At 53.7% G+C, this 24,312-nt stretch carries 18 protein-coding genes and 3 pseudogenes; 10 read left to right on the plus strand and 11 right to left on the minus strand.

Translation table 11 applies throughout. From position 1 onward, the window contains the following. Positions 1-29 precede the first annotated feature (29 nt). The gene (locus tag LU688_RS27400; protein ID WP_232887932.1) at positions 30-1,334 is read right to left on the minus strand and encodes an MFS transporter; all 1,305 of its coding nucleotides are present in this window, start codon (positions 1,332-1,334) and stop codon (positions 30-32) included. A gap of 1,239 nt (positions 1,335-2,573) precedes the next feature. Here LU688_RS27400 and LU688_RS27405 point away from each other — a divergent pair. Next, positions 2,574-2,945, plus strand: coding sequence for a histone-like nucleoid-structuring protein, MvaT/MvaU family (locus LU688_RS27405; RefSeq protein ID WP_232887931.1), 372 nt, complete (start codon positions 2,574-2,576; stop codon positions 2,943-2,945). Positions 2,946-3,606: 661 nt separating this feature from the next. Here LU688_RS27405 and LU688_RS27410 read toward each other — a convergent pair. Both LU688_RS27410 and LU688_RS27415 read right to left on the minus strand, forming a co-directional pair. Continuing rightward, positions 3,607-4,281: a heavy metal response regulator transcription factor gene (locus LU688_RS27410; protein ID WP_232887930.1), complete on the minus strand. Its 675-nt coding sequence runs from the start codon at positions 4,279-4,281 to the stop codon at positions 3,607-3,609. Positions 4,282-4,767: 486 nt separating this feature from the next. Beyond that, entirely contained in the window at positions 4,768-6,111 is a 1,344-nt protein-coding gene (locus LU688_RS27415; protein WP_232887929.1) for an OprD family porin, read from the minus strand. 404 nt (positions 6,112-6,515) lie between these two features. Between LU688_RS27415 and LU688_RS27420 the strand changes: the two genes are divergently transcribed. The 4 genes from LU688_RS27420 (at position 6,516) to LU688_RS27435 (ending at position 12,776) form a co-directional block, all read left to right on the plus strand. Continuing rightward, positions 6,516-7,787 (plus strand): TolC family protein, encoded by a 1,272-nt coding sequence (locus LU688_RS27420; RefSeq protein WP_232887928.1) that lies wholly within the window; start codon positions 6,516-6,518, stop codon positions 7,785-7,787. Positions 7,788-7,854: 67 nt separating this feature from the next. Next, a complete protein-coding gene (locus LU688_RS27425; protein WP_232887927.1) occupies positions 7,855-9,105 on the plus strand; it encodes an efflux RND transporter periplasmic adaptor subunit in 1,251 nt (416 codons plus the stop codon). 24 nt (positions 9,106-9,129) lie between these two features. Further along, on the plus strand, positions 9,130-12,291 hold the full coding sequence (locus LU688_RS27430) for a CusA/CzcA family heavy metal efflux RND transporter (RefSeq protein WP_232887926.1): 3,162 nt from the start codon (positions 9,130-9,132) through the stop codon (positions 12,289-12,291). 161 nt (positions 12,292-12,452) lie between these two features. Further along, positions 12,453-12,776 (plus strand): DUF2790 domain-containing protein, encoded by a 324-nt coding sequence (locus LU688_RS27435; protein ID WP_232887925.1) that lies wholly within the window; start codon positions 12,453-12,455, stop codon positions 12,774-12,776. Positions 12,777-13,192: 416 nt separating this feature from the next. On the opposite strand, the gene LU688_RS27440 is transcribed toward LU688_RS27435, so the two are convergent. Then, complete coding sequence (locus LU688_RS27440; protein WP_312668603.1) at positions 13,193-13,558, minus strand: helix-turn-helix domain-containing protein; 366 nt, start codon at positions 13,556-13,558, stop codon at positions 13,193-13,195. A 233-nt stretch (positions 13,559-13,791) separates the two neighbouring features. Here LU688_RS27440 and LU688_RS27445 point away from each other — a divergent pair, with 233 nt between their 5' ends. Both LU688_RS27445 and LU688_RS27450 read left to right on the plus strand, forming a co-directional pair. Beyond that, positions 13,792-14,112, plus strand: coding sequence for a GtrA family protein (locus tag LU688_RS27445; RefSeq protein ID WP_232887923.1), 321 nt, complete (start codon positions 13,792-13,794; stop codon positions 14,110-14,112). Positions 14,113-14,280: 168 nt separating this feature from the next. Then, a pseudogene (locus LU688_RS27450) lies at positions 14,281-15,373 on the plus strand (ArnT family glycosyltransferase). 141 nt (positions 15,374-15,514) lie between these two features. Here the strand turns inward: LU688_RS27450 and LU688_RS27455 are convergent. After that, complete coding sequence (locus LU688_RS27455) at positions 15,515-15,736, minus strand: hypothetical protein (protein WP_232887922.1); 222 nt, start codon at positions 15,734-15,736, stop codon at positions 15,515-15,517. Positions 15,737-16,005: 269 nt separating this feature from the next. Between LU688_RS27455 and LU688_RS27460 the strand changes: the two genes are divergently transcribed. Beyond that, on the plus strand, positions 16,006-16,593 hold the full coding sequence (locus LU688_RS27460) for a hypothetical protein (RefSeq protein ID WP_232887921.1): 588 nt from the start codon (positions 16,006-16,008) through the stop codon (positions 16,591-16,593). Positions 16,594-16,652: 59 nt separating this feature from the next. Here the strand turns inward: LU688_RS27460 and LU688_RS27465 are convergent, their stop codons facing one another. Further along, on the minus strand, positions 16,653-18,071 hold the full coding sequence (locus LU688_RS27465; RefSeq protein WP_232887920.1) for a heavy metal sensor histidine kinase: 1,419 nt from the start codon (positions 18,069-18,071) through the stop codon (positions 16,653-16,655). Beyond that, positions 18,068-18,742 carry a heavy metal response regulator transcription factor gene (locus LU688_RS27470; RefSeq protein ID WP_232887919.1) on the minus strand — a complete coding sequence of 225 codons (675 nt, stop codon included), beginning with the start codon at positions 18,740-18,742 and terminating at the stop codon, positions 18,068-18,070. The genes LU688_RS27465 and LU688_RS27470 overlap by 4 nt, the downstream gene beginning before the upstream one ends. A 700-nt stretch (positions 18,743-19,442) precedes the next feature. Between LU688_RS27470 and LU688_RS27475 the strand changes: the two genes are divergently transcribed. Beyond that, entirely contained in the window at positions 19,443-19,769 is a 327-nt protein-coding gene (locus LU688_RS27475; RefSeq protein WP_232887918.1) for a DUF2790 domain-containing protein, read from the plus strand. 33 nt (positions 19,770-19,802) lie between these two features. On the opposite strand, the pseudogene LU688_RS27480 reads toward LU688_RS27475, so the two are convergent. The 3 genes and pseudogenes from LU688_RS27480 to LU688_RS27490 form a co-directional block, all read right to left on the minus strand. Then, positions 19,803-20,152, minus strand: a pseudogene (locus LU688_RS27480) (DUF3147 family protein). Between the two features lie 104 nt (positions 20,153-20,256). Beyond that, positions 20,257-21,162 (minus strand): cation diffusion facilitator family transporter, encoded by a 906-nt coding sequence (locus LU688_RS27485; protein WP_232887917.1) that lies wholly within the window; start codon positions 21,160-21,162, stop codon positions 20,257-20,259. 51 nt (positions 21,163-21,213) lie between these two features. Continuing rightward, on the minus strand, positions 21,214-21,552 hold the full coding sequence (locus tag LU688_RS27490) for a zinc ribbon domain-containing protein (protein ID WP_232887916.1): 339 nt from the start codon (positions 21,550-21,552) through the stop codon (positions 21,214-21,216). A gap of 495 nt (positions 21,553-22,047) precedes the next feature. Between LU688_RS27490 and LU688_RS27495 the strand changes: the two genes are divergently transcribed. Further along, on the plus strand, positions 22,048-23,727 hold the full coding sequence (locus LU688_RS27495; protein WP_232887915.1) for a phosphoethanolamine transferase: 1,680 nt from the start codon (positions 22,048-22,050) through the stop codon (positions 23,725-23,727). A gap of 289 nt (positions 23,728-24,016) precedes the next feature. Here the strand turns inward: LU688_RS27495 and LU688_RS27500 are convergent. After that, positions 24,017-24,230: pseudogene (locus LU688_RS27500) on the minus strand (formaldehyde dehydrogenase, glutathione-independent); the annotation flags it as partial. Between the last annotated feature and the right edge of the window lie 82 nt (positions 24,231-24,312).

Consider the following 24,312-nt stretch of genomic DNA (forward strand, 5'->3'; position numbering starts at 1 on the left):
AGTGCCCCAACCGATCGCGGTGGAGGGCACTATTGCCGGGGCCATTTCCGGTGGTGCTCATCGATAACAAACGTATGAGCGTGGGATTGGCCATCCGCGACATGTGGATGGTCTTGCGCAAGGTCGTCGTGCTGATGCGGCAAAACCTCGAGATCATGGTCAGGATGCCAGATCCATTTGCTCAGTACCCACGCAGCACCAGCGAGTAGACCTAGACCAACGAACGCAGCAGTGAGGTTGACGCTGGCTCCCAGCCACCCGGCCATCGGATAGGTTATCAGCCAACAGGCATGAGACAGGGCGAACTGGGCAGCGAACAACGTTGGTCGATCCTGAGCCGAGGATGATCGACGCAAGATCCGCCCCGATGGCGTTTGTGCCAGGGAATATCCAGCGCCCAGCACCACCCACAGAGCGATCAGCGCCGAATAGCCGGAGACGAAGGCCCCGACCAACAAACCAGCCACCAGGACCGCTCCGCCGGCAAGCATGGCTTTACGATCATCAAGGCGCTCCAATAGTCGCGGAAGCACCAGCGCCACCACCATCGAGCCGCCACCAAAGGCCATCAATGCCATGGCCATCGCGCGCTGATCCAGCCCAAGCTTCGCCTGAACCAGAACGACCGTATTCACAATCACCATCGCGCTGGCCGCAGCAATGGCGAGGTTCAGGGCCAGCAGGCCGCGCAGGCGTGGGGTGTGCAGGAAGATCCGCAGACCTTTGGTCGTACGTTCATAGATGCCCCGCTTGGGCCCGCGAACGGCTACCGGCAGTACCGCTGAAACCACCATGGCAGCTGACACGAGAAAACCTACGACGGTGCCGCCGAACAGGCTGTGGAAACTGACCACGGTCAGCAGTGCTGCCGCGAGCATCGGGCTGATGACACTTTCCAGATCATAAGCCAGGCGCGAAAGCGATAGCGCCCGGGTGTAATCACGCTCATCTGGAAGGATGTCGGGGATGGTGGCCTGAAACGTTGGGGTAAATGCGGCAGATGCCGACTGCAGCACGAAAATCAGCACGTAGACCTGCCAGATCTCTGTGACAAACGGGAGCAACAGTGCCACTGCCGCCCTCACCAGGTCGAGGGTGACCAGCATGGCTTTCCTGGGCAAGTGTTCGGCGAACGCAGCGGCAATCGGGGCCACGCCAATGTAGGCCACCATCTTGATCGCGAGCGCAGTACCCAGCACGGCGCCAGCCTGCGCCCCGGCCAGATCATAGGCCAGAAGGCCAAGGGCAACAGTCGCCAAACCCGTACCGATCAAGGCGATCACTTGGGCCACAAACAGGTGCCTGTAGGTGCGATTTTTCAGGACGGATAGCATGGCACCTCTGTGCAAGGCTGGCGGCGATCTCAATCGCTTGACTTTCATAATGGTGACAACAGCGTATCCCCCCCAGGAGGATATGGTCAACGTGGTTCCACCCTGCTCGACGCGCTCGTTGAATACACGTCGCTTTTGGACAGATCCAGCTTAATATAGAGACAGATATATTTTATGTTGAGTCATCTACATGATTGACTGGTCGCTATTGATTCTGGGGTGCTCGACGGCCAACGCCACGAGCGAATGCGTGCCTGGAAAATCCTGAAGGCCTCAGGTGCTGCAGTGCTGCTTTACCTGTTGCCGGAACAATGCACGAGCCGCGAAGCGTTTCAAGCCGTGGAATGAGATTTACTGGCCATCCACGGTACGGCCTTTATCCTGACGCGGCCCGAACGTGAGGATCGCTTCAGGCGGGCTGTTCGACAGAAGCGAAGAGTACGCCAAGCTGATGGAAGAAATTGCAAGCTGCAGGGCTGACCTCTCACCGGATAATTCGCTTCAGACACCGTGGCAAGTGCGCAAGCTCAGGAAGGCCTTCGGCCACTTGGGGCGATCGACTTCTTCCCAGGCGTGCGAAAAGGCTCAAACCGACTCGGCCATGCAAGCGCATGAAACCGCGATTGGCCGTGCACTGTCCTCCGATGAGCCGAGTGCGCACGACGAGTGCCATAAACCGACTGGAACACAGCGACTACCAAGATCGCCAATGGGCAACGGATATTTCCGTATTCCCTATCGCCCCCTACCACTGATCATGAGAGTGTTAACGACCGAGTGCTTCAGGCGCGCAATAGAGCACCAAAATCGTTGCCAGGACATCCTGAATGGCAAAGACCATCTGAGCCTGTCCCGTGACAACGGACGCCAAGAGGCTGGCTATTGAGCCGCCTTTCTCAAGCCTTTTGCATATTCGTTCGGTGAACGGTAGCCCAGTGCTGAGTGCAGTCTTCTGCTTGTGCCTTTCCATCAGCGACGGTACTGACTCCCAGGACTTCCACACCAATCACAACACGACGAGGTGAACTATCGCTAAAGCAACCTACAGGTCCTCAAGCGCTGGTTTCCTGACCCTAGGGTGCCTGTTTCGATATAAAGCCAAAATTAATGGTGAGCCATTTAGGCAACTGGCAATGGAATGTTCGAAATCAGCTAAAACCGCTCAGATTTTAGCCTAAGTTCTTGTTGGCTGGCCAGCAGATGGGATAGTCTCTAAGCATCATAATTAAGGAATATCATATGTCACGTCTCGCCGAATTTCGTGCTCTCGAACAGCAGCTTGCTGCACAGCTAGCTGAGCTTGAGTCCTTGAAAAATGACGATGGTCTGAAGCGCGAAATCGAATTCGAGAAGAAGCTTCGCGACCTGCTGGGTGAGTACGGCTACAGCCTGCGTAACATCGTCGCGATCCTCGACCCTCAGGCTACTGCACGCTCCACCGCTCCTGCTCCCATTGCCGATAGGGGTACTCGTAAGCCTCGTCAGTTGAAGGTCTACAAGAACCCACACTCTGGCGAAATTATTGAGACCAAAGGTGGTAATCACAAGAGGTTGAAAGAGTGGAAATCCAAATACCGTTCGCAAGAAGTTGATTCATGGAGAACTCAATAACTCAGCGGTAGTTCAAGCAAGGGGTCCAGGCGGGCCACTTGCTCATTCACCTTAAATCTTCAAGGGTATGGGCAAGGAATTAGCCAGGCGCTAATACGCTATACCGATTCAGCTCCGACCTAGGTACATGGTGGGGTATCTTTTACAGAACAGCCGTATGGACTGGCTTTCTACATAAGCGTGAAACCAGGCTTACTAAAAAGGCGCGCCAAGGCATTTTGCGAGCGACATTGTTAGGTGCGCCAGTAGAAAGGTGACCCAGCTCAATGGGCTACCTACATGGCCAGAGCTTTTGAGAAACCTACTTACTAGTGGAAAGGGAAGCTCTATGGGGATAAAACCGGGACCTAAGCCGATCGCTAAGTCGACGGGAAAGGAAGATCAGCGTCGTAGTGTTACCCCTGAGAACAAAGACAAACATCCAGATCTAGGTGTGCATAAGCACAGAAAAGGCAAGTAACCAGAGAGCCCCGCCGGAGTGGCGGGGCTTTTTATATGCTGATGGAATTGTGTTTTCGTATCTGGCAAGTAACTATATCAGTTGAAAAAACAATTGACGGCACAACTATCTTTGTCGAAGGGCAGTAGTTGATTTTTGTTCACAGGTCAAAATCAACACTGGCAGCAATAATAGGTGTCATGAGAGTATTAATGGTTAGCCTCATCGTTTTTCCAATACATACCCAACACCTCTTAAGGTGTGAATTAATTTGCTTTCGAAAGGATCATCTATCTTTGCTCTCAGCCTCCGGATTGAGACTTCGACTACGTTAGTGTCGCAATCAAAGTTCATATCCCAAACTTGAGAAATGATCTGGGTGCGACTAAGTACCACGCCAGTGTTTCGCATTAAATAATGCAGAAGTGCGAACTCTTTTGTGGTCAGATCAATGCGCTGGCCATCTCGAAACGCTCTGTGACGGCTCTGATCGAGCTCCAGATCAGCGACGCGAATGATCTCTGCTGATGAGGGGTGATCAGACCTGCGCATTAAGGCTCGAACCCGAGCAAGCAGTTCAGGGAACTCAAATGGCTTGATCAGGTAGTCATCTGCACCGTTCTCAAGGCCTCTAACCTTGTCAACTAGGCGGCTCCTCGCTGTGAGCATCATGATGCGCGAAGGGCAACTCTTTCGCCTTAATAGTTCAAGAACCTGCCATCCATCCATCTCTGGCAGATTTATATCGAGGATGATGAGCTCGTACTCATGCTGCTTGGCCAGGAATAGTCCATCTGGGCCGGTATGTACGCAGTCAACGACATACCCACATTCTGTAAGGCCTTGACGTACATATTCTGCAGTTTTTACTTCATCCTCGATTACCAGAATTCGCATGTGATTTTGTCTCGATATCACTGAGCAATTAACCGCGCACGCGTGCCGGTGTTATTGAGAGGGATGGTAAATCAAAATGAGATGAATAGGTTCTAAATTACGGATTTGTAATTTTCAGGTAATACGGTTGATAGTATCGGGGTATATCGTGTCCCGACTCGGGTTTGACCGCTACGGACCCCATATCTGACAAGTGATTTGACCTTATGAAGTATTGGGTTATTTTGTTTTTTGTATTGTCCTCATTACGTTCAGATGAGGGCGATGTTGCTTACACTGAAGAAGTCGAACACTGGTGCAGCCATGAACTGCATCGACAGGCGATGCGTGCACTCGAACAAATGCTTGAATTTTAGATAAAAAAAGGCGCCCATAGGGCGCCAAATATCCACCTTTTACCAAAGGAGCAATTAAGCCACTCAAGGTGAATTCGTGATGTTCATTTTCCTAATTGAATCGGCTTTGTGAAATCGATTCAATGTGTGCTTACAGAATCGAGAGAGGGTACTCCACGATCACGCGAGTTTCATCCAGGTCCGATTCGAATGCAGTTGCACGAGTGGTGGCTTGGCGCAACCGGAAGGACAGGTCTTTTGCTGGGCCAGTTTGTACAACGTACTTGACCTCAATATCACGTTCCCAACGTTTCTGGTTGGTGAGCGGATTGCCGTTGTCGTCGGTGCGCATGTAGAACTGGTTGGCGTTCGAGTAGTCCGCGCCTGAGCCTCGAGCATAACGAGTCATGAACGACAGTCCGGGGATGCCGTAGCTGGTCATGTTGAGGTCATAGCGCAGCATCCAGGAGCGTTCCTTCGGAGAGTTGAAGTCACTGTACTGGATCGAGTTGTCGACGAAAATCGAGTCCGACTGACGCAGGTAGTCGAAGTCGTCATCGCCATTGTTGCGTTGGTGCGACAGAGCGAGGGTGTGGGCACCGTAGCGCACACCTACCTTGGCACTCCAGATGTTGTTGTCGAACTCACCCAGACGTCGCTTACCCTCGTCCACTGCTTTGTAGTAATTGAAGCCGCCGAGCAGAGCGAGATCATCGTTCAGTGGGTAGACGAAGCTAGTGCCGGCGTAGTACTGATTCCAGACATCCTTAAGTTGGCTGGCGTACACGCTAACGGTGACATTGTCGTTGACCTGATAGTCGCCACCGCCGTAACCGATCCAGGGCGAGTTTACCGGGCCGCCGTAGAAGGTAACGAAGTTATCGTTCAAGTTACTAGAAACTGGCTGGCTCATCGCATGCAGTCGACCGCCCTGCAGGGTGAGACCCTGGATGCTGGTGTTTTCAACAGTTACACCACGGAAGCTTTCTGGCAGCAGACGCGAATCGCCCGATGCAACCACTGGGGTCGACGGGAAGACATCACCCACTTTCACAACGGTATCGAACAAGCGGACTTTTGCGGCGCCACCTACCTTGGTGTACTCATCACGAGCTTCACCTTTGTTATCAACGGGAAGCACATCGAAGGAGCTCCGGCCGCCGTTGCGCCCGTCGCCGGTGTCGAGCTTGAGGCCGATCATGGCAAAGGCATCAACACCAAAGCCGACCGTACCCTGGGTAAACCCAGAGTTGAACTTGGTAATGATCGCGTGCGCCCAGGCTTCGGAGTAGCCATTGGTGTTGCCCTTGCCACTGTTGTAAGTAGGGGCCGAACTGTCGCGATTATCACGGTTGAAATAGAAGTTTCGGTTCAAGACTGTAAGGCTGCTGCTTTCGATAAAGCCGTCTGGCTTGTCTTCAGCTTGTGCCGAAATAGCATAGCTTCCAGAGAGCGCAGAAACTGCGGCCAGATAAAGTGGTACTCTGATTCTCATCCGATGCTCCTTTGATTTACGGCAGCTTTTATTATGTTTTACCGATGCGTTGTCGTTATATGTTCTAACGCGTCAGCGCGCCAAGCGTAGCGCCAAGCTCATCTTTGCAGGCCAAAGATAACGGGATGGTGATAGGAAAATTACAATTTCGTCATGTTTTCGTTGTTTGAGGGCGATTGAGGCGTGCTATCCAAGTCTGACGTTTGCAATGAAATCCGTGGGATGGATTGATTTTTTCAGTATTTACGGGTGCTTCCTGGCTTCCTTACGAAATTGTAATTTTCTAGCCACCCCTCTGATAGCTACCGCTGATTAGAGTGCCATCACCTAATCCAGTGGGGCTTGGCAGCTGTCTCGGCGTTCTCGCCAAGCTTTATCGAAGTTTGTGCACGAGGACCATCAAAGTGCCCCGGTATAACCGTAATGTCTTATCCAAGACCTCAATCTCACCTTGGAAGATTGCTGCACTCTGTGTGGCAATCTCCGGTTTGATGGCACCTGCTGCATTTGCCCAAAGCATCAGCTTGCCCCAAGCGCTCTCCACGGCAATGGATGCCAACCCAGATTTGGCCGCAGCTAGGCAGGAGATTGGGATAGCGGATGGTGCACGCAAACAGGCTGGACTTATCCCCAACCCCGAGATCTCTTACGAGGCTGAAGACACACGTAGAAGCACCAGCACGACTACTGTCAGGCTCAGCCAGACTTTGGAACTGGGCGGTAAGCGAGGCGCTCGAGTTGAAGTCGCTACATACGGCCAAACTGCCGCGCAGCTGGAGTTGGACCGTCGTGTGAACGGTCTGCGTGCTGACGTCGTGCAGGCCTTCTACGCGGCCTTGCGTGCCCAAACGGGCCTGGACTTGGCCAAACAATCCCTGGAGTTGACTGAGCGCGGTCTTCGTATTGTCGATGGACGTGTACGCGCAGGTAAATCGTCCCCGGTGGAGGCCACCCGTGCTCAGGTGCAATTGGCCGAAGCCAGGCTGCAGTTCCGCCGCGCCGAAACGGAGAAAGCGACCGCCTACCAGGAGCTCGCCCAGATTACAGGCAGCGCGGTTACCGTGTTTGATCGCCTGGATTCGCCGACCCTGTCCCCTGGCTTGCCACCACAAGCTGAAGAACTGCTCTCGAAGCTCGATGAAACAGCCGAAATGCGCCAGGCAGTGGTGCAGATCGACAAGAGCGATGCCTCGCTCGGTGCTGAAAAAGCACAACGTATTCCGAACCTGACGGTGAGCGTGGGTAGCCAGTACGACCGCTCCGTGCGTGAGCGGGTCAATGTCGTCGGGCTGTCCATGCCGCTGCCTCTGTTTGATCGTAACCAGGGCAACATTCTTTCTGCTTCTCGACGCGCAGACCAGGCCCGTGATCAGCGTAACGCTGTAGAGCTGAGACTACGTACAGAAACCCTGACCTCGTTGAACCAGTGGACTACTGCCATGCAGGAGGTCGAGTCCTATGACAAGACCATCTTGCCTTCTGCCCAGCAGGCCGTGGATACCGCAACCCGCGGTTTCGAGATGGGCAAATTCGGCTTCATCGAAGTGCTGGATGCCCAACGCACATTGATCGTCGCTCGTGGCCAATACCTCGAGTCGCTGGCAGCAGCGACCAATGCGCGTGCGCAGGTGGAAAGGGTTTATGGCGACCTTGGTGCGAGTGCCGGCGGTATCTGAACGGGTCAAATATTTCTTCGACACTCGGTTTTGACAAGGCCGGTGCCTACGATCAGCAGGAGTAGCAATGGATAACAAACGCAAGATCGCCCTAGCTGTAGCAGCTGCGGCAGCCCTTGGTTTCGGCAGCCTCGCCTGGAACTCTAGCTCCGAACAACAGCCGTCCAGCAGTGCCGAGCACGGTTCTAATGATGGTCACGGTCACGAAAAGAAGGCCGCATCACCTGCTAAGGAAAAGGGGGATGAAGGACATGGTGAAGAAGGCCACGACGAAGAGGGTGGTGAGGAAGAAGGCAAACTGACGCTTAGTGCTGAGCAGATCAAAGCTGCCGGGGTTGTCCTGGAGGCCGCAGCTCCTCGAGACCTCGGCACGGTCGTGACCTTCCCAGGTGAGATCCGCTTCGACGAGGATCGCACCGCACACGTGGTACCTCGGGTCCCTGGTGTTGTTGAAAGTGTTCAGGCCAACCTGGGCGAGGTGGTCAAGAAAGGCCAAGTCCTCGCGGTCATTGCCAGCCAACAGATATCCGATCTGCGCAGTGAGCAGCAGGCTGCACAACGGCGCGTCGAGCTCGCACGCGTGACCTTCGATCGGGAGAAGCAATTGTGGCAGGACAAGATCTCCGCCGAGCAGGATTACCTCCAGGCACGCCAAGCGCTGCAAGAAGCTGAGATCTCTCTGGCAAACGCCAAACAGAAAGTTGGTGCAATCGGTACCTCTGTCAGCTCACTCGGTGGTAACCGTTACGAGCTCCGGGCGCCATTTGACGCCGTGGTAGTGGAGAAGCACCTGACCATTGGTGAAGTTGTCAGTGAGGCGACCAACGCTTTCATCCTGTCTGACCTTAACCAGGTGTGGGCAACCTTCGCAGTGCCTCCTACCGATTTGGGTAAGGTCGTGACTGGTCGTGCAGTAAAGGTTACTTCGCCTGACATGAATGTTGAGGTCGATGGAAAAGTTGGGTACGTCGGCAGCCTGCTAGGTGAGCAAAATCGTGCGGCAACCGTCCGCGTCACCTTGACCAACCCCAACGGTGCCTGGCGACCAGGTCTGTTCGTAAACATCGCCGTCACTTCCCAGACAGATCGAGTTGCCGTAGCTGTTCCTGAAAGTGCGGTGCAAACCGTCGAAGACAAGGCGTCGGTATTCGTCCGCACCTCAGAAGGCTTTGACACCCGTCCTGTAAAGCTGGGCCGTCGTGACAATGGGTATGTGGAAATCACCGACGGTATCGAAGCCGGCGCCCAGGTAGCAGCCAGTGGCAGCTTCACACTCAAGTCCGAACTCGGCAAAGCTTCTGCCGAGCACGGTCACTGATGCGAACTGACAGGATGATTTCTCATGTTTGAACGTATCATCAGATTCGCCATTGAACAGCGCATCGTCGTAATGATCGCTGTTCTGATCATGGCCGGTATCGGCATCTACAGCTATCAAAAGCTGCCCATCGATGCCGTACCTGACATTACTAACGTGCAGGTGCAGATCAACGCTGCAGCGCCTGGCTATTCGCCGTTGGAAACCGAGCAGCGTATTACGTTTCCAGTTGAAACGGCCATGGCCGGCCTGCCAGGGCTCCAGCAGACCCGCTCCCTGTCTCGCTCTAGCCTGTCTCAGGTCACAGTGATCTTCAAGGACGGCACCGACATCTTCTTTGCCCGCCAACTGATCAACGAGCGGCTGCAGGTTGCAAAGGAGCAGTTGCCAGAGGGCGTAGAGGCTGTCATGGGGCCGGTATCCACTGGTCTCGGCGAGATCTTCCTGTGGACCGTTGAGGCCGAAGAAGGCGCGGTCAAAGAGGACGGTACGCCGTACACACCCACCGACCTTCGAGTGATCCAGGACTGGATCATCAAACCGCAGCTACGCAACGTGCCGGGCGTGGCCGAGATCAACACCATCGGTGGCTATGCCAAGCAGTTCCTGGTTGCACCGGATCCGAAGCGCCTGGCTACTTATAAGCTGACGCTCAATGACTTGGTTGCAGCATTGGAAAGTAACAACGCCAACGTCGGCGCTGGTTACATTGAGCGTAATGGCGAGCAGTTGCTCATCCGTGCACCGGGTCAGGTTGGCAGCATCGAAGACATCGCCAACATCGTGATTACCAGTGTGGATGGAGCGCCAATTCGCATCAGCAACGTCGCTGATGTCAGCATCGGTAAGGAGCTACGTACGGGGGCAGCTACTGAGAATGGCCGTGAAGTAGTGCTTGGTACCGTGTTCATGCTGATCGGTGAAAACAGCCGTACCGTGTCTCAAGCTGTCGCTGCCAAGCTGGCTGACATCAATCGCACCCTACCAAAGGGAGTGGTTGCTATCACCGTTTACGACCGTACCAACCTGGTTGAAAAAGCCATTACTACGGTGAAGAAGAACCTGGTGGAAGGCGCAATCCTAGTAATCGCCATTCTGTTCCTGTTCCTTGGCAACATCCGTGCGGCACTGATCACTGCGATGGTGATCCCACTGTCCATGCTGTTCACCTTCACAGGTATGTTCAACAACAAGGTCAGTGCCAACCTAATGAGTTTGGGGGCACTCGATTTTGGCATCATCGTCGACGGAGCCGTGGTAATCGTAGAAAACGCAATCCGTCGGTTAGCTCATGCGCAGCACAAGCATGGCCGTATGCTCACCAAAACCGAACGGTTCCATGAGGTCTTTGCGGCTGCGCGGGAAGCTCGTCGACCGCTCATCTTCGGCCAGCTGATCATCATGGTGGTTTACCTGCCGATTTTCGCCCTGACCGGCGTCGAAGGAAAAATGTTCCACCCCATGGCCTTCACTGTCGTGATGGCGCTGCTGGGTGCAATGATCCTTTCTGTTACCTTCGTACCTGCGGCCATCGCCATGTTTGTCACCGGCAAGGTCAAAGAAGAAGAAGGTGTGGTCATGCGCACTGCGCGGCTGCGCTACGAGCCGGTACTGCAATGGGTTCTTGGGCACCGGAACATAGCATTCTCGGCAGCAGTCGCATTGGTCGTGCTTAGTGGTGTACTTGCAAGTCGTATGGGCAGCGAATTCATCCCGAGCCTGAGCGAGGGTGACTTTGCGATGCAGGCCATCCGAGTACCTGGGACGAGCCTTACGCAGTCCGTCGAGATGCAGCAGCGTCTCGAGAAGGCCGTTATTGAGCAAGTCCCTGAGGTAGAGCGGATTTTTGCACGCTCGGGTACGGCTGAGATTGCATCCGACCCGATGCCGCCTAATGCCTCCGACGCATACATCATGCTCAAGCCTCAGGATCAGTGGCCGAATCCCAAAAAGCCTCGTGACGAGCTTATCGCTGAGGTACAGAAAGCCGCGGCCGGAGTTCCTGGGAGCAACTACGAGCTGTCTCAGCCAATTCAGTTGCGCTTCAACGAGCTGATCTCGGGTGTGCGTAGTGACGTTGCAGTGAAGGTCTTCGGTGATGATATGGGCGTGCTCAACAGTACGGCCAACAAGATCGCTGCAGCACTTAAAGCAGTTCCGGGTTCCTCGGAGGTCAAGGTTGAACAGACTACCGGCCTGCCGGTGCTGACGATCAACATCGACCGTGAAAAAGCTGCGCGCTATGGGCTGAACATCGCGGATGTGCAGAACTCGATTGCTATTGCAGTGGGTGGCCGTACCGCTGGCACGTTGTACGAAGGCGACCGTCGCTTCGACATGGTGGTACGTCTGCCAGAGACCGTTCGTACCGATGTGGCGGGCATGTCCAGCCTGCTGATTCCCGTACCGGCTAATGCTGCTCAGGGCGCCAATCAGATTGGCTTCATTCCGCTGTCGCAGGTCGCCAATCTGGACCTGCAGCTGGGCCCGAACCAGATCAGCCGCGAGAATGGCAAACGCCTGGTCATTGTTAGTTCAAACGTTCGGGGCCGCGACCTTGGGTCGTTCGTTGAAGAAGCGACCGCATCTCTGGCAACAAACGTGGAGATCCCTGCGGGTTACTGGACCACCTGGGGTGGCCAGTTCGAGCAGCTGCAGTCGGCCGCCAAACGTCTGCAGATCGTTGTTCCGGTCGCCTTACTGCTGGTCATGACCTTGCTGTTCCTGATGTTCAACAATCTGAAGGACGGCATGCTGGTCTTCACCGGCATTCCATTCGCACTTACTGGTGGCGTCGTGGCTCTGTGGTTGCGGGATATCCCGCTGTCGATCTCCGCAGGTGTCGGCTTCATTGCGCTCTCGGGGGTTGCGGTGCTTAACGGCTTGGTGATGATTGCCTTCATCCGTGGGCTGCGGGAAGAAGGGCGCACGCTCAGACAAGCCGTCGATGAGGGCGCGTTGACTCGATTGCGGCCTGTTCTGATGACTGCCTTGGTGGCCTCACTGGGCTTCATCCCGATGGCTTTGGCCACCGGCACCGGTGCAGAAGTCCAGCGGCCACTGGCGACGGTGGTGATTGGTGGCATCTTGTCCTCCACTGCACTGACCTTGTTGGTACTACCCGCTCTGTATCACTGGGCGCACCGCAAGGATGAAGACGGCGACGAGGCCGAAGTGGTTAGTTGATAGCCGGTAAAACAGGAAGCCCACAACCTTTGTTGTGGGCTTTTTTGTTTCACCAGAAGTGACTTATATTTTCTTTCAAAATTGTAAGCTTCTCGTCATGCCGGTGATGGCTATGCGTTGCTAAGGTTACGTCCGAGAAGTTTTGAATTTAAGAGGATTCTATGAACAAGCTCATTATTGCTGCAGCACTTGTTGTTTTCTCTATGGCGTCGCAAGCTTCAACGTTCTCCGAGGAGCGGCAGTTGCAATACATCCAGGAGCACCAGAGCGCTGTAGCTACCTATGCGGAGAAAAATGGCAAGCCTATGCCTGAGGTTCAAGACTACAAGTACGGAATGAAGATAGATGTCGCGAAGTTCGTGCGGCAATCGAAAGATCCACGCACCTGTCAAGTCTACCCACGGCTGATGACCTTTGAGGACTCTGAGGGCACGCTCAAGACAGTTCGTTACTCCATGTACTCACAATGTATCAATAATAAGTAGCTGCAGCTTTGAATAGGATAATAAGAGAATTCGAAAATGCCGGGCAGTGCCTGGCTTTTTTATTGATTCCGAAGGGCCGCGCGAAGTCGGAATGCTTTAGTGGCTGCATTTTGGGAAGTTCGTGAGTAGACCTTTGCTAACCAATAGCGATGGCCTCTAGCTGCAGGTAGCAGTTGGAAGCCTTGAGCCAGAAGGGACGAGTTATGAAAAGTATGCTTGAGCGTCCGGATGACCAAACCGGGCACGAAGACCATGGCCATGAGCATGGCGGCATCTTTGGAGTGAACACTGAGCTAGTATTCGCGCTGATCTGTGGTGCCCTATCGTAGAGACACCTGATCACTGAAAGCAGTCGGCAGAAAAAAGCCGGGGGCGCGTTGAGCGTCCCCGGCTTTTTACGCAAGGTCGAAAACTGATCAGAAGATGTACTGCAGGCGAGTCACGAAGGCGTTCCCAAGGCCCTCGGGGCCGAACAGTTGAGACAGGTAAAAGCTGACCCTCTCGCCGGTGCGGGTCAGGGCAAGCTTGTTGAGCTTATAAACGAATACTGGAGCACCGATGTGTTCCTCAAGCTTTTCCAGGCGCGTCCGAAGGCCTACTACGGGCACATTTAGCGCTCGAGGAGCCTGCTTGAAGCTGGCACAGCGAGCCGTTGCGAAAAACTCTAGAGCTAACTGATCATCAATTGGCAGATCATCCAGAATGTCAGGACTGTAAGAAATGCCGACGTCAGGAAGTGTTTCATTTTGTGTAACCCTGTCGTCCCCCTTGAACGGACGAATTTATCCTAATGCTGATCTGCTATTCCTTATTTTGTCAGGATTGTAATTTCTAGGTCATGCCTACGTTATTGGAGTGCCTTTATTGCGAAAGCGTAATTATCAAGTAATCCTGTTGATGTTTTGGCGTGCTAGCTTAGCGCGCCAACTTCCATCTTTATTTGTACGTGCTTCGTGCCGCATCCGGAATGATACGTAATTCATTTTTTTCACCTTTTACTCCATAGTCTTCTCAAATGGAAAACAAAAGCCCGCTTCATATAATTTTTCTGGCTCGCTATCTAGGGGTTGGACTAATAGCAACGGGAGTGCATTATTTAATTTTCTTGGCGCTGTTGATGGCCGGGTTTGTTGCCCCATTGCTGGCCAGTAGTCATCACTTGCTCGTCGGAATGTCTTCATTCATATGCGGGGGCGTCGCTATGGTGGGTGAATACGTGGGCGTGACACTCGCTGAGGTGAAGCGTCGCCCCCTCTACTTCTTGAAGAACAGCAGCAAGCCGGATCCCATGCCTTTGCCCCCCTCGGTTTCTTCGATCGAGGGCAAGAAATTTTGAGTCTGAAAAACGAGCAAGCTCTTTGGTGGATCCTGGGCATGATTCTGGTCTTGCGCCTATCGGGACTAGGTTTTGTACGAAAAGTATGGTTATCCATCGTTGTGGGAGCGGGCTTGCCCCGCGATCTGCCGCAACGCGGCAGCAAAGCCCGAATTCACGGCGTATTTGATATCGGGCACAGAAGCGCTTCGCACTCCATCGCGGGGCAAGCCCGCTCCCACAAAACTTTTCGTACAGAGCCTAGGTGTTTACCCCCTGATGGATACATCGGAGGCCCGCTACGCGGAAATGGCGCGCAAGATGGTCGAGCTGAATGACTGGATCACGCCCATGTTTGACTACGGGGTACCGTTCTGGGGAAACCACCGCTGTCTTTTTGGACGCAAGCCGCGAGCATGACGCTCTTCGGTGTCAATGAGTTCGCTGCTCGCTTCCCTGCCTGGCTACTGCACTTGGCTAGTTGTTTCATCATTATCAACATCGGCACACAGCAGATGGCCTTGTCCTGATGCTAGGCATATCGGTGCCTTGGTATGTCGCGGCTGAGATGAAGACGCCAGGCTTCATGGAGTACTTCTTCTTAGGCGAGCACTGGAGCCGTTATGTCGTCAGCAATTGGGCAGGTGATCTCTATGGGAGCGCTCACGCCAAGCCATATGGGACTATCTGAATCCAGCTCGGCTTAGCGTTGCTGCCGTGGGTCTTCTTCCTTCCATCGCTGATTCGCAGAAATGGATCAATACAGAGATTTGAGGCCTACCTTTGGCTTTGGGCGCTGGCGACTCCAGTCTTTTTCACATTCGCTGGCAACATTCTTTGGACCTACCTGCTTCCGGCTTTACCAGCATGGGCTTTGCTGCTGTCTGCTCGCATCAGTGAGGTCGGGCCAAAGACAACTTGGGTAGCCGCTGCGAGTGCGATGGCGCTGCCCATCATCGGTGCAAGCATCATCTACCCGGGCGTGCTGGAGAGGAGACCTCAGAATCAGCGAGATGTCGTGCAAGCGTGGCTGAATGCACAGTCTACTCAATCTGCTCCCCTGATCTATCCTGGGCATCGCTCGTATTCATCCGAGTTCTACAGCAACGGGAAGTCCGAGAACATCAAGGATCCTTCTAAATGGCCGGGCGATGGCTCGTTCTACTTGTCGAAGCGCTTGCGTGACAGCAAAGCTCAACTGCCTGCCAATCTGGGATGCATCGAAATCACCCAGGCGAACGCCAGCCAACTATTGCTATGTAGTTGGAAAGGGGTTAAGTAAAATGCAGAAGGTCTAGTCGGGGAAACTAAAGCCGGAGACTTCCGGACGGGTCAAGGTTAAATGTAAGCACAAAAAAGCCAAGCGTTAACCTGGCTTTTCTGTCGATTACTTTCGTCATTTTAAATCCTATTGAGACGCCGATTAGTTTTCGGCTTGTTCCTTGGCATCCTTGCGCTCTTTCTGTTGCTCTTGAGCGACCCGTTGCTTGCTCTGGTCCGACGAGTCATCGCTCCATATACGAGCCTGTTCATTTCGGAAATTCTCGTGGAACTGTTTCGCTCGCTCGAAACCACCTTCAGCATAGGCGGTGCCCATAAGACCAAGCAGCAGACTGCCAAAAGCGATGGATTTTACAAATTTCATTTAGTGCCTCGGTTTCTACTAGGCCTGCCTGAATAGCGGCCTTTGTTGGTTTGTAGTTTAGGAATGCGAAGCTAACGGCAAGGTGAGGCGCTAATTACAATTCCGTAATTTTTGTGAGCGGCAGGATGCGTTAAATCTGTAAATCTGGAAGGATCATGTCTATCTCGGCGCTGTCGAGGGAGTACTCAGGTTTCTTCAAATAAAATAACAATTCTGATATCTAATGCATTTACTCAGTGCGGCACTACTGGCCGCTCTAGGAGATAGCCATGAAAGAAATTGAGCCCTGGGCAGCTGCCATTAATGATTTTCGCCGATGCACTGAGAGGTTCACCCTCCAGCTCGACGAGCTGGCGTCTCAGACGCGAGTCTGTACCGCTGTCTTGGAGAAGTCGAACGAGCTGGTGGAGCAGGTGGATGCTGTAGGCCGGGAGATCCAAGGAGAGGTCCGGAAGTCTGAAAGACTTTGGTCCAATGCTGAGGAGGTCGCTTTGCACGCCGCTGCGGAGGCCTATTCCGCTGCCTGCCGTGGAGTCGACACTGCCATCCAACCCCTGATACTGGAGCTTTCGGTAGCTACAAAGGCTGCGAATACCTCGATCCTGGAGCTCAAGCGTGCGCCGATTCTGGCCAAGCGTTACGTCATGGTGGTGGCGACAGCATTCTTTATTCTTGCACTGATCTGTGTCTACTCGACCATGCGCCTCATCGATGAAGCTGGTAGCGTCAGCGCCCAAGAAAAGGTTAATGCTCAATATTTTTCCCACCTTTGGAAGAACGCCAATTCTGAAGAACAACGGATCATAAAGTCGGTTATTCTGCGGGCCCCCATGGAGCCAGTGGTCATCAGGCACTGATGTTTTGGGCAGAAACCTAAAGGCCCGCCTGTTGGCGGGCCTTTTCATGCGGGGGCGATTTAGGCAGCGCTCAGAGCTGGCTGGTTTAGCTGGGCTTCAGGAAAATGAAGGTGAAACCACGTGAAGTTCTCATCGGTAACTTCCACACTCGCCGACCCCTGATGCAGGCTCATGATCGACTGGACGATGGCCAAGCCGAGTCCCGTACCACCTTCGCTGCGTGCTCGACTCTTGTCTACACGGTAGAACCGTTCAAACAGATGCGGATGGTGTTCTTTAGCGATTCCGCGGCCAGGGTTACCGACACTCAAGGTTGTGCCGTTTGTGCCGCGTTGCACCTTCACGTAGACCGTTCGGCCACGAGGGCAGTAGCGGATTGCATTCGACACCAGGTTCGAGACAGCTCGTTGAATCATAAGGCGGTTGCCGCGGACGACATCATCACTGCCAGAGATCTGTAGCTGAATCTCGCCTTCTTCGGCCGAGATGCTGAAAAGATCGCACACCCGCTGTACCTCATCGACCAAAGACACAGCTTCGAATTCCACCATGGAGGCCGGATGAGTGACCTGAGCCAGGAACAGCATGTCGGAAACCATGCGGCTCATACGGTCTAGCTCTTCTGTGCAGGACTCAAGAACTTCGCGGTACTCGGAAAGCGACCGCTCTCGGGTCAATGCGACCTGGGCTTTACCCATCAGGTTGGACAGCGGTGCTCTGAGCTCGTGAGCAAGGTCGTCAGAAAACTGCGATAGCTGCTGAACCCCTTCATCCAGGCGAGCCAGCATGATGTTGATTCCGTCTGCGAGCTTTTTGAGTTCTGCGGGCATTCCCTCCGTTGGCAATCGATGCTCAAGGCTTTCGGTGGAAATCTTCGAGGCAACCTTTAGGAACTTGGTCAGTGGCAGGAGCCCACGGCGTACGGTCCACCAACCAATGGTCAGGATCAGCGCAAGGATAAGCGGTGACATCATCAGTGCCCAGGTAAGCAATGCACCGAGCAGAGCCTCATTGGAAGACTGGTCCATGGTCATGTAGACGCTGACTGCGGTGCCGTCGCCCAAGCTCATAACACGAGAGGCACTGAGAAGGGGGCGACCCTGATTATCACGCCATTCGTGCTCTTGCGCCTTTGCCCCTGCCAGGAAGCGGTGTACCTCCAAATTGACTTGCTTAGAGCCTATCGAGAGCAGTGGCTCCTGATTACTTGTCGAGTCGAAAATGCTTACGTACAGGTTGTTGTGGCCCATGACCAAATCAACAAGCTGGTGCGCGTCTGCGTTGACGCCGGAGAGATCCGAGATTGTGGACAGGTTGTGAGCCATGCCCTCCATTTTCACTTCGAGGTCAGTCCTGGCATTTCTTTCAAGAGCCTGGCCAACCATCAGGTATCCGAAGGTGGCGAAGAGAAGCAGCAATACTGCACTCATCAATCCAACTTTTAACCCCAGCTTTGCAGCCAGGCTGAATGGCCTCATGCGCGCTCCTCAAAAACGTACCCAATGCCTCGAAGCGTGTGAATGAGCTTGGTTTCAAACGGGTCATCAATCTTCGAGCGCAGGCGCCGGATGGCGACATCGATGACGTTGGTGTCACAGTCAAAATTCATGTCCCAGACCAGCGAGATGATCTGGGAGCGAGTCAGGGCTTCGCCTGGGCGGCTCATGAATAGGTGCAAGAGAGCAAACTCCTTGGTGGTAAGATCGATGCGTGTGCCGCCGCGGAAGACGCGATGCCGTACGGAGTCGAGTTCCAAATCGGCGATCTTCAGCGAGCTCTTCTCGACTAATTCATCACCACGCCTCTGCAGTGAGCGTATGCGTGCTAGCAATTCGGGAAACTCGAACGGCTTCACGAGATAGTCATCAGCGCCACCGTCCAAGCCCTTGAGCTTGTCATTGATACGCCCGCGAGCAGTTAGCATGATGATGCGAACTCGGCTGGTTTTGCGAATGGTTTCCAGCAGATCCCAACCATCGATGCCCGGGAGGTTAACATCCAGTAAAACAAGCGAGTAATCATTAGTATGGAACTGGTGCAGTGCATCAACACCATTGTGCACAATATCTACGACATATCCGCTTTCGGACAGGCCCTGCTGAAGATATTCGGCAGTTTTGATTTCGTCTTCCACAACTAGAACGCGCATAACTTATCTCAAGGTATGAGGAAGGAGTTGGCCTAATCCGCCAAGGTTGTTCTTACAGAATGCGTGAAGGGTCGGCTGTGTGCATGGCATGTGGTAGTCGCTACCTCTATCCATACGCCTTGGTCACCTGAGGACGCTTGAATCTTAACGCGAAGTAGCTGGCCGCGGCGAAATCCTACAAATTTGTAATGTAGCCGTAAGACTGCTGACAGTCATGCGAGGCTACCTTCCTGAGCTTAGCGGACTCTGGGGCTTACAGCGGTTTTCCGCTCCGGCGCCTATAATAGGCTGATCTGGCCGGGGAAGGCAGCATTTCTGTCAGGCAGCGTTGGCTTAGCTACGGAGATGCCATCGAGCGTAAGAGCCGGATGCGAGCTTGCCACCTGTCGTTCGCCCCACGGCTATAGGGCTCCCCCCGTTAAGCGCGCTCGAATTTTAATCTAAGGCGGGCAGGGTAATTATTTTACAATCTATTACATGTCCAAATTGTAATTCCACCATCATCTTGTCGTTAGCCGCCTTTGCTAGTTTGAAAGCTGCACACAGGCAGCGCTGCTTTGGGGCGTCTGAATCCGAAGCAGCATGGTGGGAGTAACGAGAACCTACTCACGCCAATGCATTCACCTTGGAACCATATGCTCCCTTGGCAAGGTGAATTTTAGCGCCCTGTAACGGGCGCTTTTTTATTAATGGACTTCTCATGAATACAACTAGATCCGCTATTGTCGTGTTTATGCTCTTTTCATCACTAACAGCCAATGCACAAAGTGGCATGGAGATCAATCAGCGAACCGAACGTGCTGCAAGAGTTGCTACAGCTGACTATGCCCAGAGTGTTAAAAAGCCAATGCCTGAGCTTGAGGACTACACCTACGGCATGAATCTCGACATTTGTAAGTTAGTGTACGTTTCGCCCAGCGTGCGGTACTGCGGTAACCTGAGCAGCATGATGACTTACGAGGATTCGCAAGGAGAGCTGCACATGGTTCGTTATCTGGTGAAGGGCGAGTGCATCAATAGTCGTTGACCGGCTAAAGTGGTAAGCCTCTATGTACTCGAATCATAGAAGCTCGATACCAAATCGACGCAGCAGCAGGGCAAAGCCAAAGAAGCTTGCAGTTGTGATGATGCAGCTGGCGAAGAGCGTCGGCCAGAATCCCAGCTTGGGCAAGAGCAGCGGGAACGCGATGAACATCGGCAGTGTCGGAAGCACATACCATAGCCTATACCAGGCATGGTTGGAGATTTTCTCCATGCTCTGCTTCTCAAGGTAGAGCCAGATTAGCGTTATGACGGCGATTAGGGGCAGAGCAGCGATCAGTCCACCTGGCTTATCACTTTTTTTGCGAGCTCTGATACGAGGGTAACCATCACAGCAGTGAGTAGGTACTTCGTGATGATCCAAGCCATCGCTGAGCCTGCTTTAGAAAGTGGAGAAACCCGAGAGATAAAGTGCTACTGTCTTTTGATACCCTCGGCCTGGAAGGTGGCACTGGCCAGGTGTTCACGACCGATCAATGTGATGGCGATGGAACACTTTCGTGGAAGGCTGTCCGCTCAATCTGAATAGTGCAGTGGTGTATTTCAAACGCATCGCTGACTGCATCTACAACAGCCGCCAGTACGGCATCCCCGTCCACAGAGTCCCGCACTACGACGTGCGATGTCAGTACGTTGCTGCCACTACTGACGGCCCAGACGTGCAAGTCATGGACGGCTGTAACGCCATCGACACTGAGGATCTTAGACTCGATTGTCGAGACATCTAGACCTCTGGGGACACCCTCCATGAGTATCCCTAAGCTTTCTCGAAGCAATTGCCAGGTCCGTGGCAGTACCCAAAGACCGATCGCTACAGCAACAATCGTGTCGACCCAACCCCAGCCGGTGAACCGGATGATAAGGGCGGCGATGATCACTCCCACCGAACCGAGCATGTCGCTCCAGACTTCGAGGTAGGCCCCTTTGACATTGAGGCTCTCATTGCTCGCAGATGCAAGGAGTCGCATCGAAATCAGGTTGATGGCCAGGCCCGCGACAGCGATCCACATCATGGCTCCTGTAGCGATCTCTGCTGGCATGAAGAACCGCTGATACGCCTCGTACAAGATGTACATCGCCACCATGAACAGCAGCACAGCGTTGAACGTGGATGCGAGTATCTCCAGGCGCGCATAGCCAAAGGTTCTTTTTTGGTCGGCCGGCCGCTTGGCTATCTGGAGTGCAATCAATGAGATCGCTAGGGCTGCAGTGTCGGTGAACATGTGAGAGGCGTCCGACAGCAGTGCCAAGCTGCCGGTAATCCATGCGCCGATTACCTCTGCGATCATGAAACTGCCGGTCAAGGCCAGTGCCATGACTAGCTTCTTCTGATGCTCTTCACGTACCGCAGAACTACCATGATCATGATTCGATCCCACGTATTTCTCCTTGCGTAGGGCGGTGGTCGCGTTTTTGTTTCCTGCCTAGTTTCAGAGCGCCGCTTGGCCACATTGGCTGCAAAATTTTGCCCCGGTGCTTAGGGGCGAGCCGCAAGCAGCGCAGCCACTAGATAGTGGTGTCCCACAGTTTAGACAAAAGCGTGCTGACGGATCGTTTGCCGTCCGGCACTGCCCACAGGCCTTCAGATCCTTGATGGTGGATTCGGCTATTGGGCGTGCGCCATCGCCCGACCGGCCGCTATTGTCGCAATTCTGATGGCCGTCCCGTCGCTCATGTCGGTCGCTCTCATGTCCTCCGCCGTAATGCTTACCGCCGCCGTGGTTACCGCGACCATGGTGGCCGCCCAACAAATCTTTGAAAATCTTCATAATGTTCGCCCCTCAGAATTAGTGCCTATCCACGAGTAGCATCGGAGAAAAGGTTATCTGCTCAAGGCAGAGACTTTTAAGTGAAGCCCTAAGTTCAAACGTGAGCGTACGACAAAGCTAGGGTGCTTGGTTTGTGAAAATTAATTAATCTGCGCAAAGGATATCGAAAGTTTTACAGTTGAAGACGCCCTAATTTTTAGCATAGCGTCAGCGATGGCGAGCGAAAAGTCATTGCGGTAATTCTGTCAGCATTGTAATCATGAGGTCATCGTGTCGTTATCAGACTCCAGAAATAATGCGGCTAGCGAGATTTAACTCTCTTCGCTCTTCTAATCCATCTATCTCACACATCCTACGCGCTCTCAAGCTATGGGGTTCACGGCCTCAGGTGCTCGCCGCCGCATTCGCTTAGCGTCTGTCGACAGCTTGCTTGCCAGCTTCCGAATAGTCCATAGCAACAAGCGTCATGGGTGAGTAGGATCTCAGAGTTTCAAAATGGCTCCGTCAAAATTTAATGCTCAAATCCTGCTCGGTAAGTGGATGTTTGCTATACACAATGTTCGAAAGAATGGGGTAAGTACCAATCTACTCATCGGATTAGTGACTGCGTGGTTATTGCTGTTCGCGAACGCTGAGCTCTGGGCTCTGGTTTGGAAGCTGGTATTCAGCACCGATGAAATTAACTGGCTGCTTGCAGCCAGCCTGCCGGTGCTTGTGTTTGCCTGGGTGTTTACTGTACTCAGCCTGCTGTCGTGGGGACGGCTTGCAAAACCACTGCTATGTCTGGTCCTAATCAGTGCGGCTTTCGCAAGCTACTTCATGAATGCTTACGGCATCGTTATTGATTACACGATGTTCACCAACGTCGTGGAGACCGATGTCGGTGAGGTTTCCGAGCTGTTGAATTGGAAACTCTTCCTATGGGTAGCCATGGTGGGGGGGCTACCCGTCTGCTTGATCGGCCAGGTCCCTCTTCGACGCAAGCCCTGGACGAAGGCACTTGCCAGCAGACTCATTGCCCTTTCAATCTCTCTGGTCACCCTATCCGGCATCGTTCTGAGTCAGTACCAATCCTATGCTTCCTTGCTACGGAACAACCGAGAGATCCGACTCATCTTGGTACCCACGAACTTGTTTGCGGCCGGTCATGGATACCTTAAACGCCAACTGGCAACGCCTAAAACGCTAACGGTCATTGGTGCTGATGCGGTAGTAAATCGACAAGGGGCGGTTCGAAAGCCCAAACTGTTGGTGCTGGCTGTGGGGGAAACTGCGCGCTCTGCTAACTTCTCGCTCAACGGTTACTCCCGTGATACCAATCCGGAGCTTCAAAAGCGCAATGTCATTAGCTTCTCGAATGTGAGCTCTTGTGGTACCGCAACCGCAGTTTCGCTGCCATGCATGTTCCTAGATGTGGGAAAAGATGAATACAAGGACGGCTTAGCCAAGAGCCGTGAAGGGCTGCTCGATGTGCTTCAGCGCGCGGGGATCAGCGTCATGTGGACTGATAACAACTCAGGGTGCAAAGGGGTGTGCGACCGTGTGCCCAACCGCAAGGTGGTCCCAAGCGCGGATCCCCAACTATGCACCAGTGACGAGTGCAAGGACGGGGTGCTACTCGCTGAGATGGAGGACTTCATCAAGCGGCAGGCGGGCGATGCTGTTCTGGTGCTCCACTACAAAGGAAGCCACGGTCCTGCCTACTACAAACGCTACCCCTCGAAATTTAGGAAATTCGAGCCTGTGTGTGAGACGAATGAGCTCGACAAGTGTAAGCAGCAAGAGGTGGTCAACGCCTACGACAACTCGATCTTGTACACCGACTATGTGACATCCGGGCTGATCGACATTCTGGCTTCGAACACCAAATTCGACACTGCACTCATGTATGTCTCGGATCACGGGGAGTCACTGGGTGAGGGGGGGCTCTACTTGCATGGGTTGCCCTATGCAATGGCTCCGGATGAGCAGACCAAGGTTCCATTGGTGCTCTGGATGTCGGATTCGCTAGCAAAGAGCGAAGGGCTTAACGTTGACTGTCTAAGAAGTCAGGAAAACTCACCATTGAGCCATGACAACCTGTTCCACACAGTTCTCGGGATGATGGACGTTCAAACATCTTCGTATCGCTCAGCGCTGGATTTAACTACTCCTTGCAAGGTTCCTAGAGGTTGAAGGCCAGGCCGGCATAAAGGCACGACCTTCACTTGGTGAATGCAGAGTAACTCTCTACCCCATGCAGGCTGCAGAAACTGCCAAGAATCCGCGACTATCGACAGTCGTGGCGAGTCCGGAATGGTCGAGCGGCAGCGCCGGCATGAACCGCTCCATGGTTTGAGCTACGTATTAGCAGTATCTACCCTGGACGATAAGCGCCCCAAGGAGTACCACTCTGACACAGGCGAAATAGAGGCCTCCTATCGAAGCGCCCGATGGCCGTCATAGCTGAGAGTCAAGACCTTGCTCAGGAAACGGTTCGGTGCGGATCGATGACGAACTTCTTCGGTACACTGGCGTTGAACTCGCCGTAGCCTTATGGCGCCTGGTCGAGACTGATCACCTGCGCGCCCACCACTTCGGCGATGTTGATACTGTCCCACATGATCGCCTGTATCAACTTGCGGTTGTACTTCATGGTGGAGGGGCTGGCCGGTGTGGAAGCTGGCGGGTCGGTTCCAACGCTTTGCTGCAAGCCTAGCAGAATGCCGAGGGGTGCAGCGGCGCGGCGTCGCCAGATTTGAGCACGCGGGACACGTCGAA

It is taken from the genome of Pseudomonas soli, assembly GCF_021283165.2.
Classification (GTDB): domain Bacteria; phylum Pseudomonadota; class Gammaproteobacteria; order Pseudomonadales; family Pseudomonadaceae; genus Aquipseudomonas; species Aquipseudomonas soli.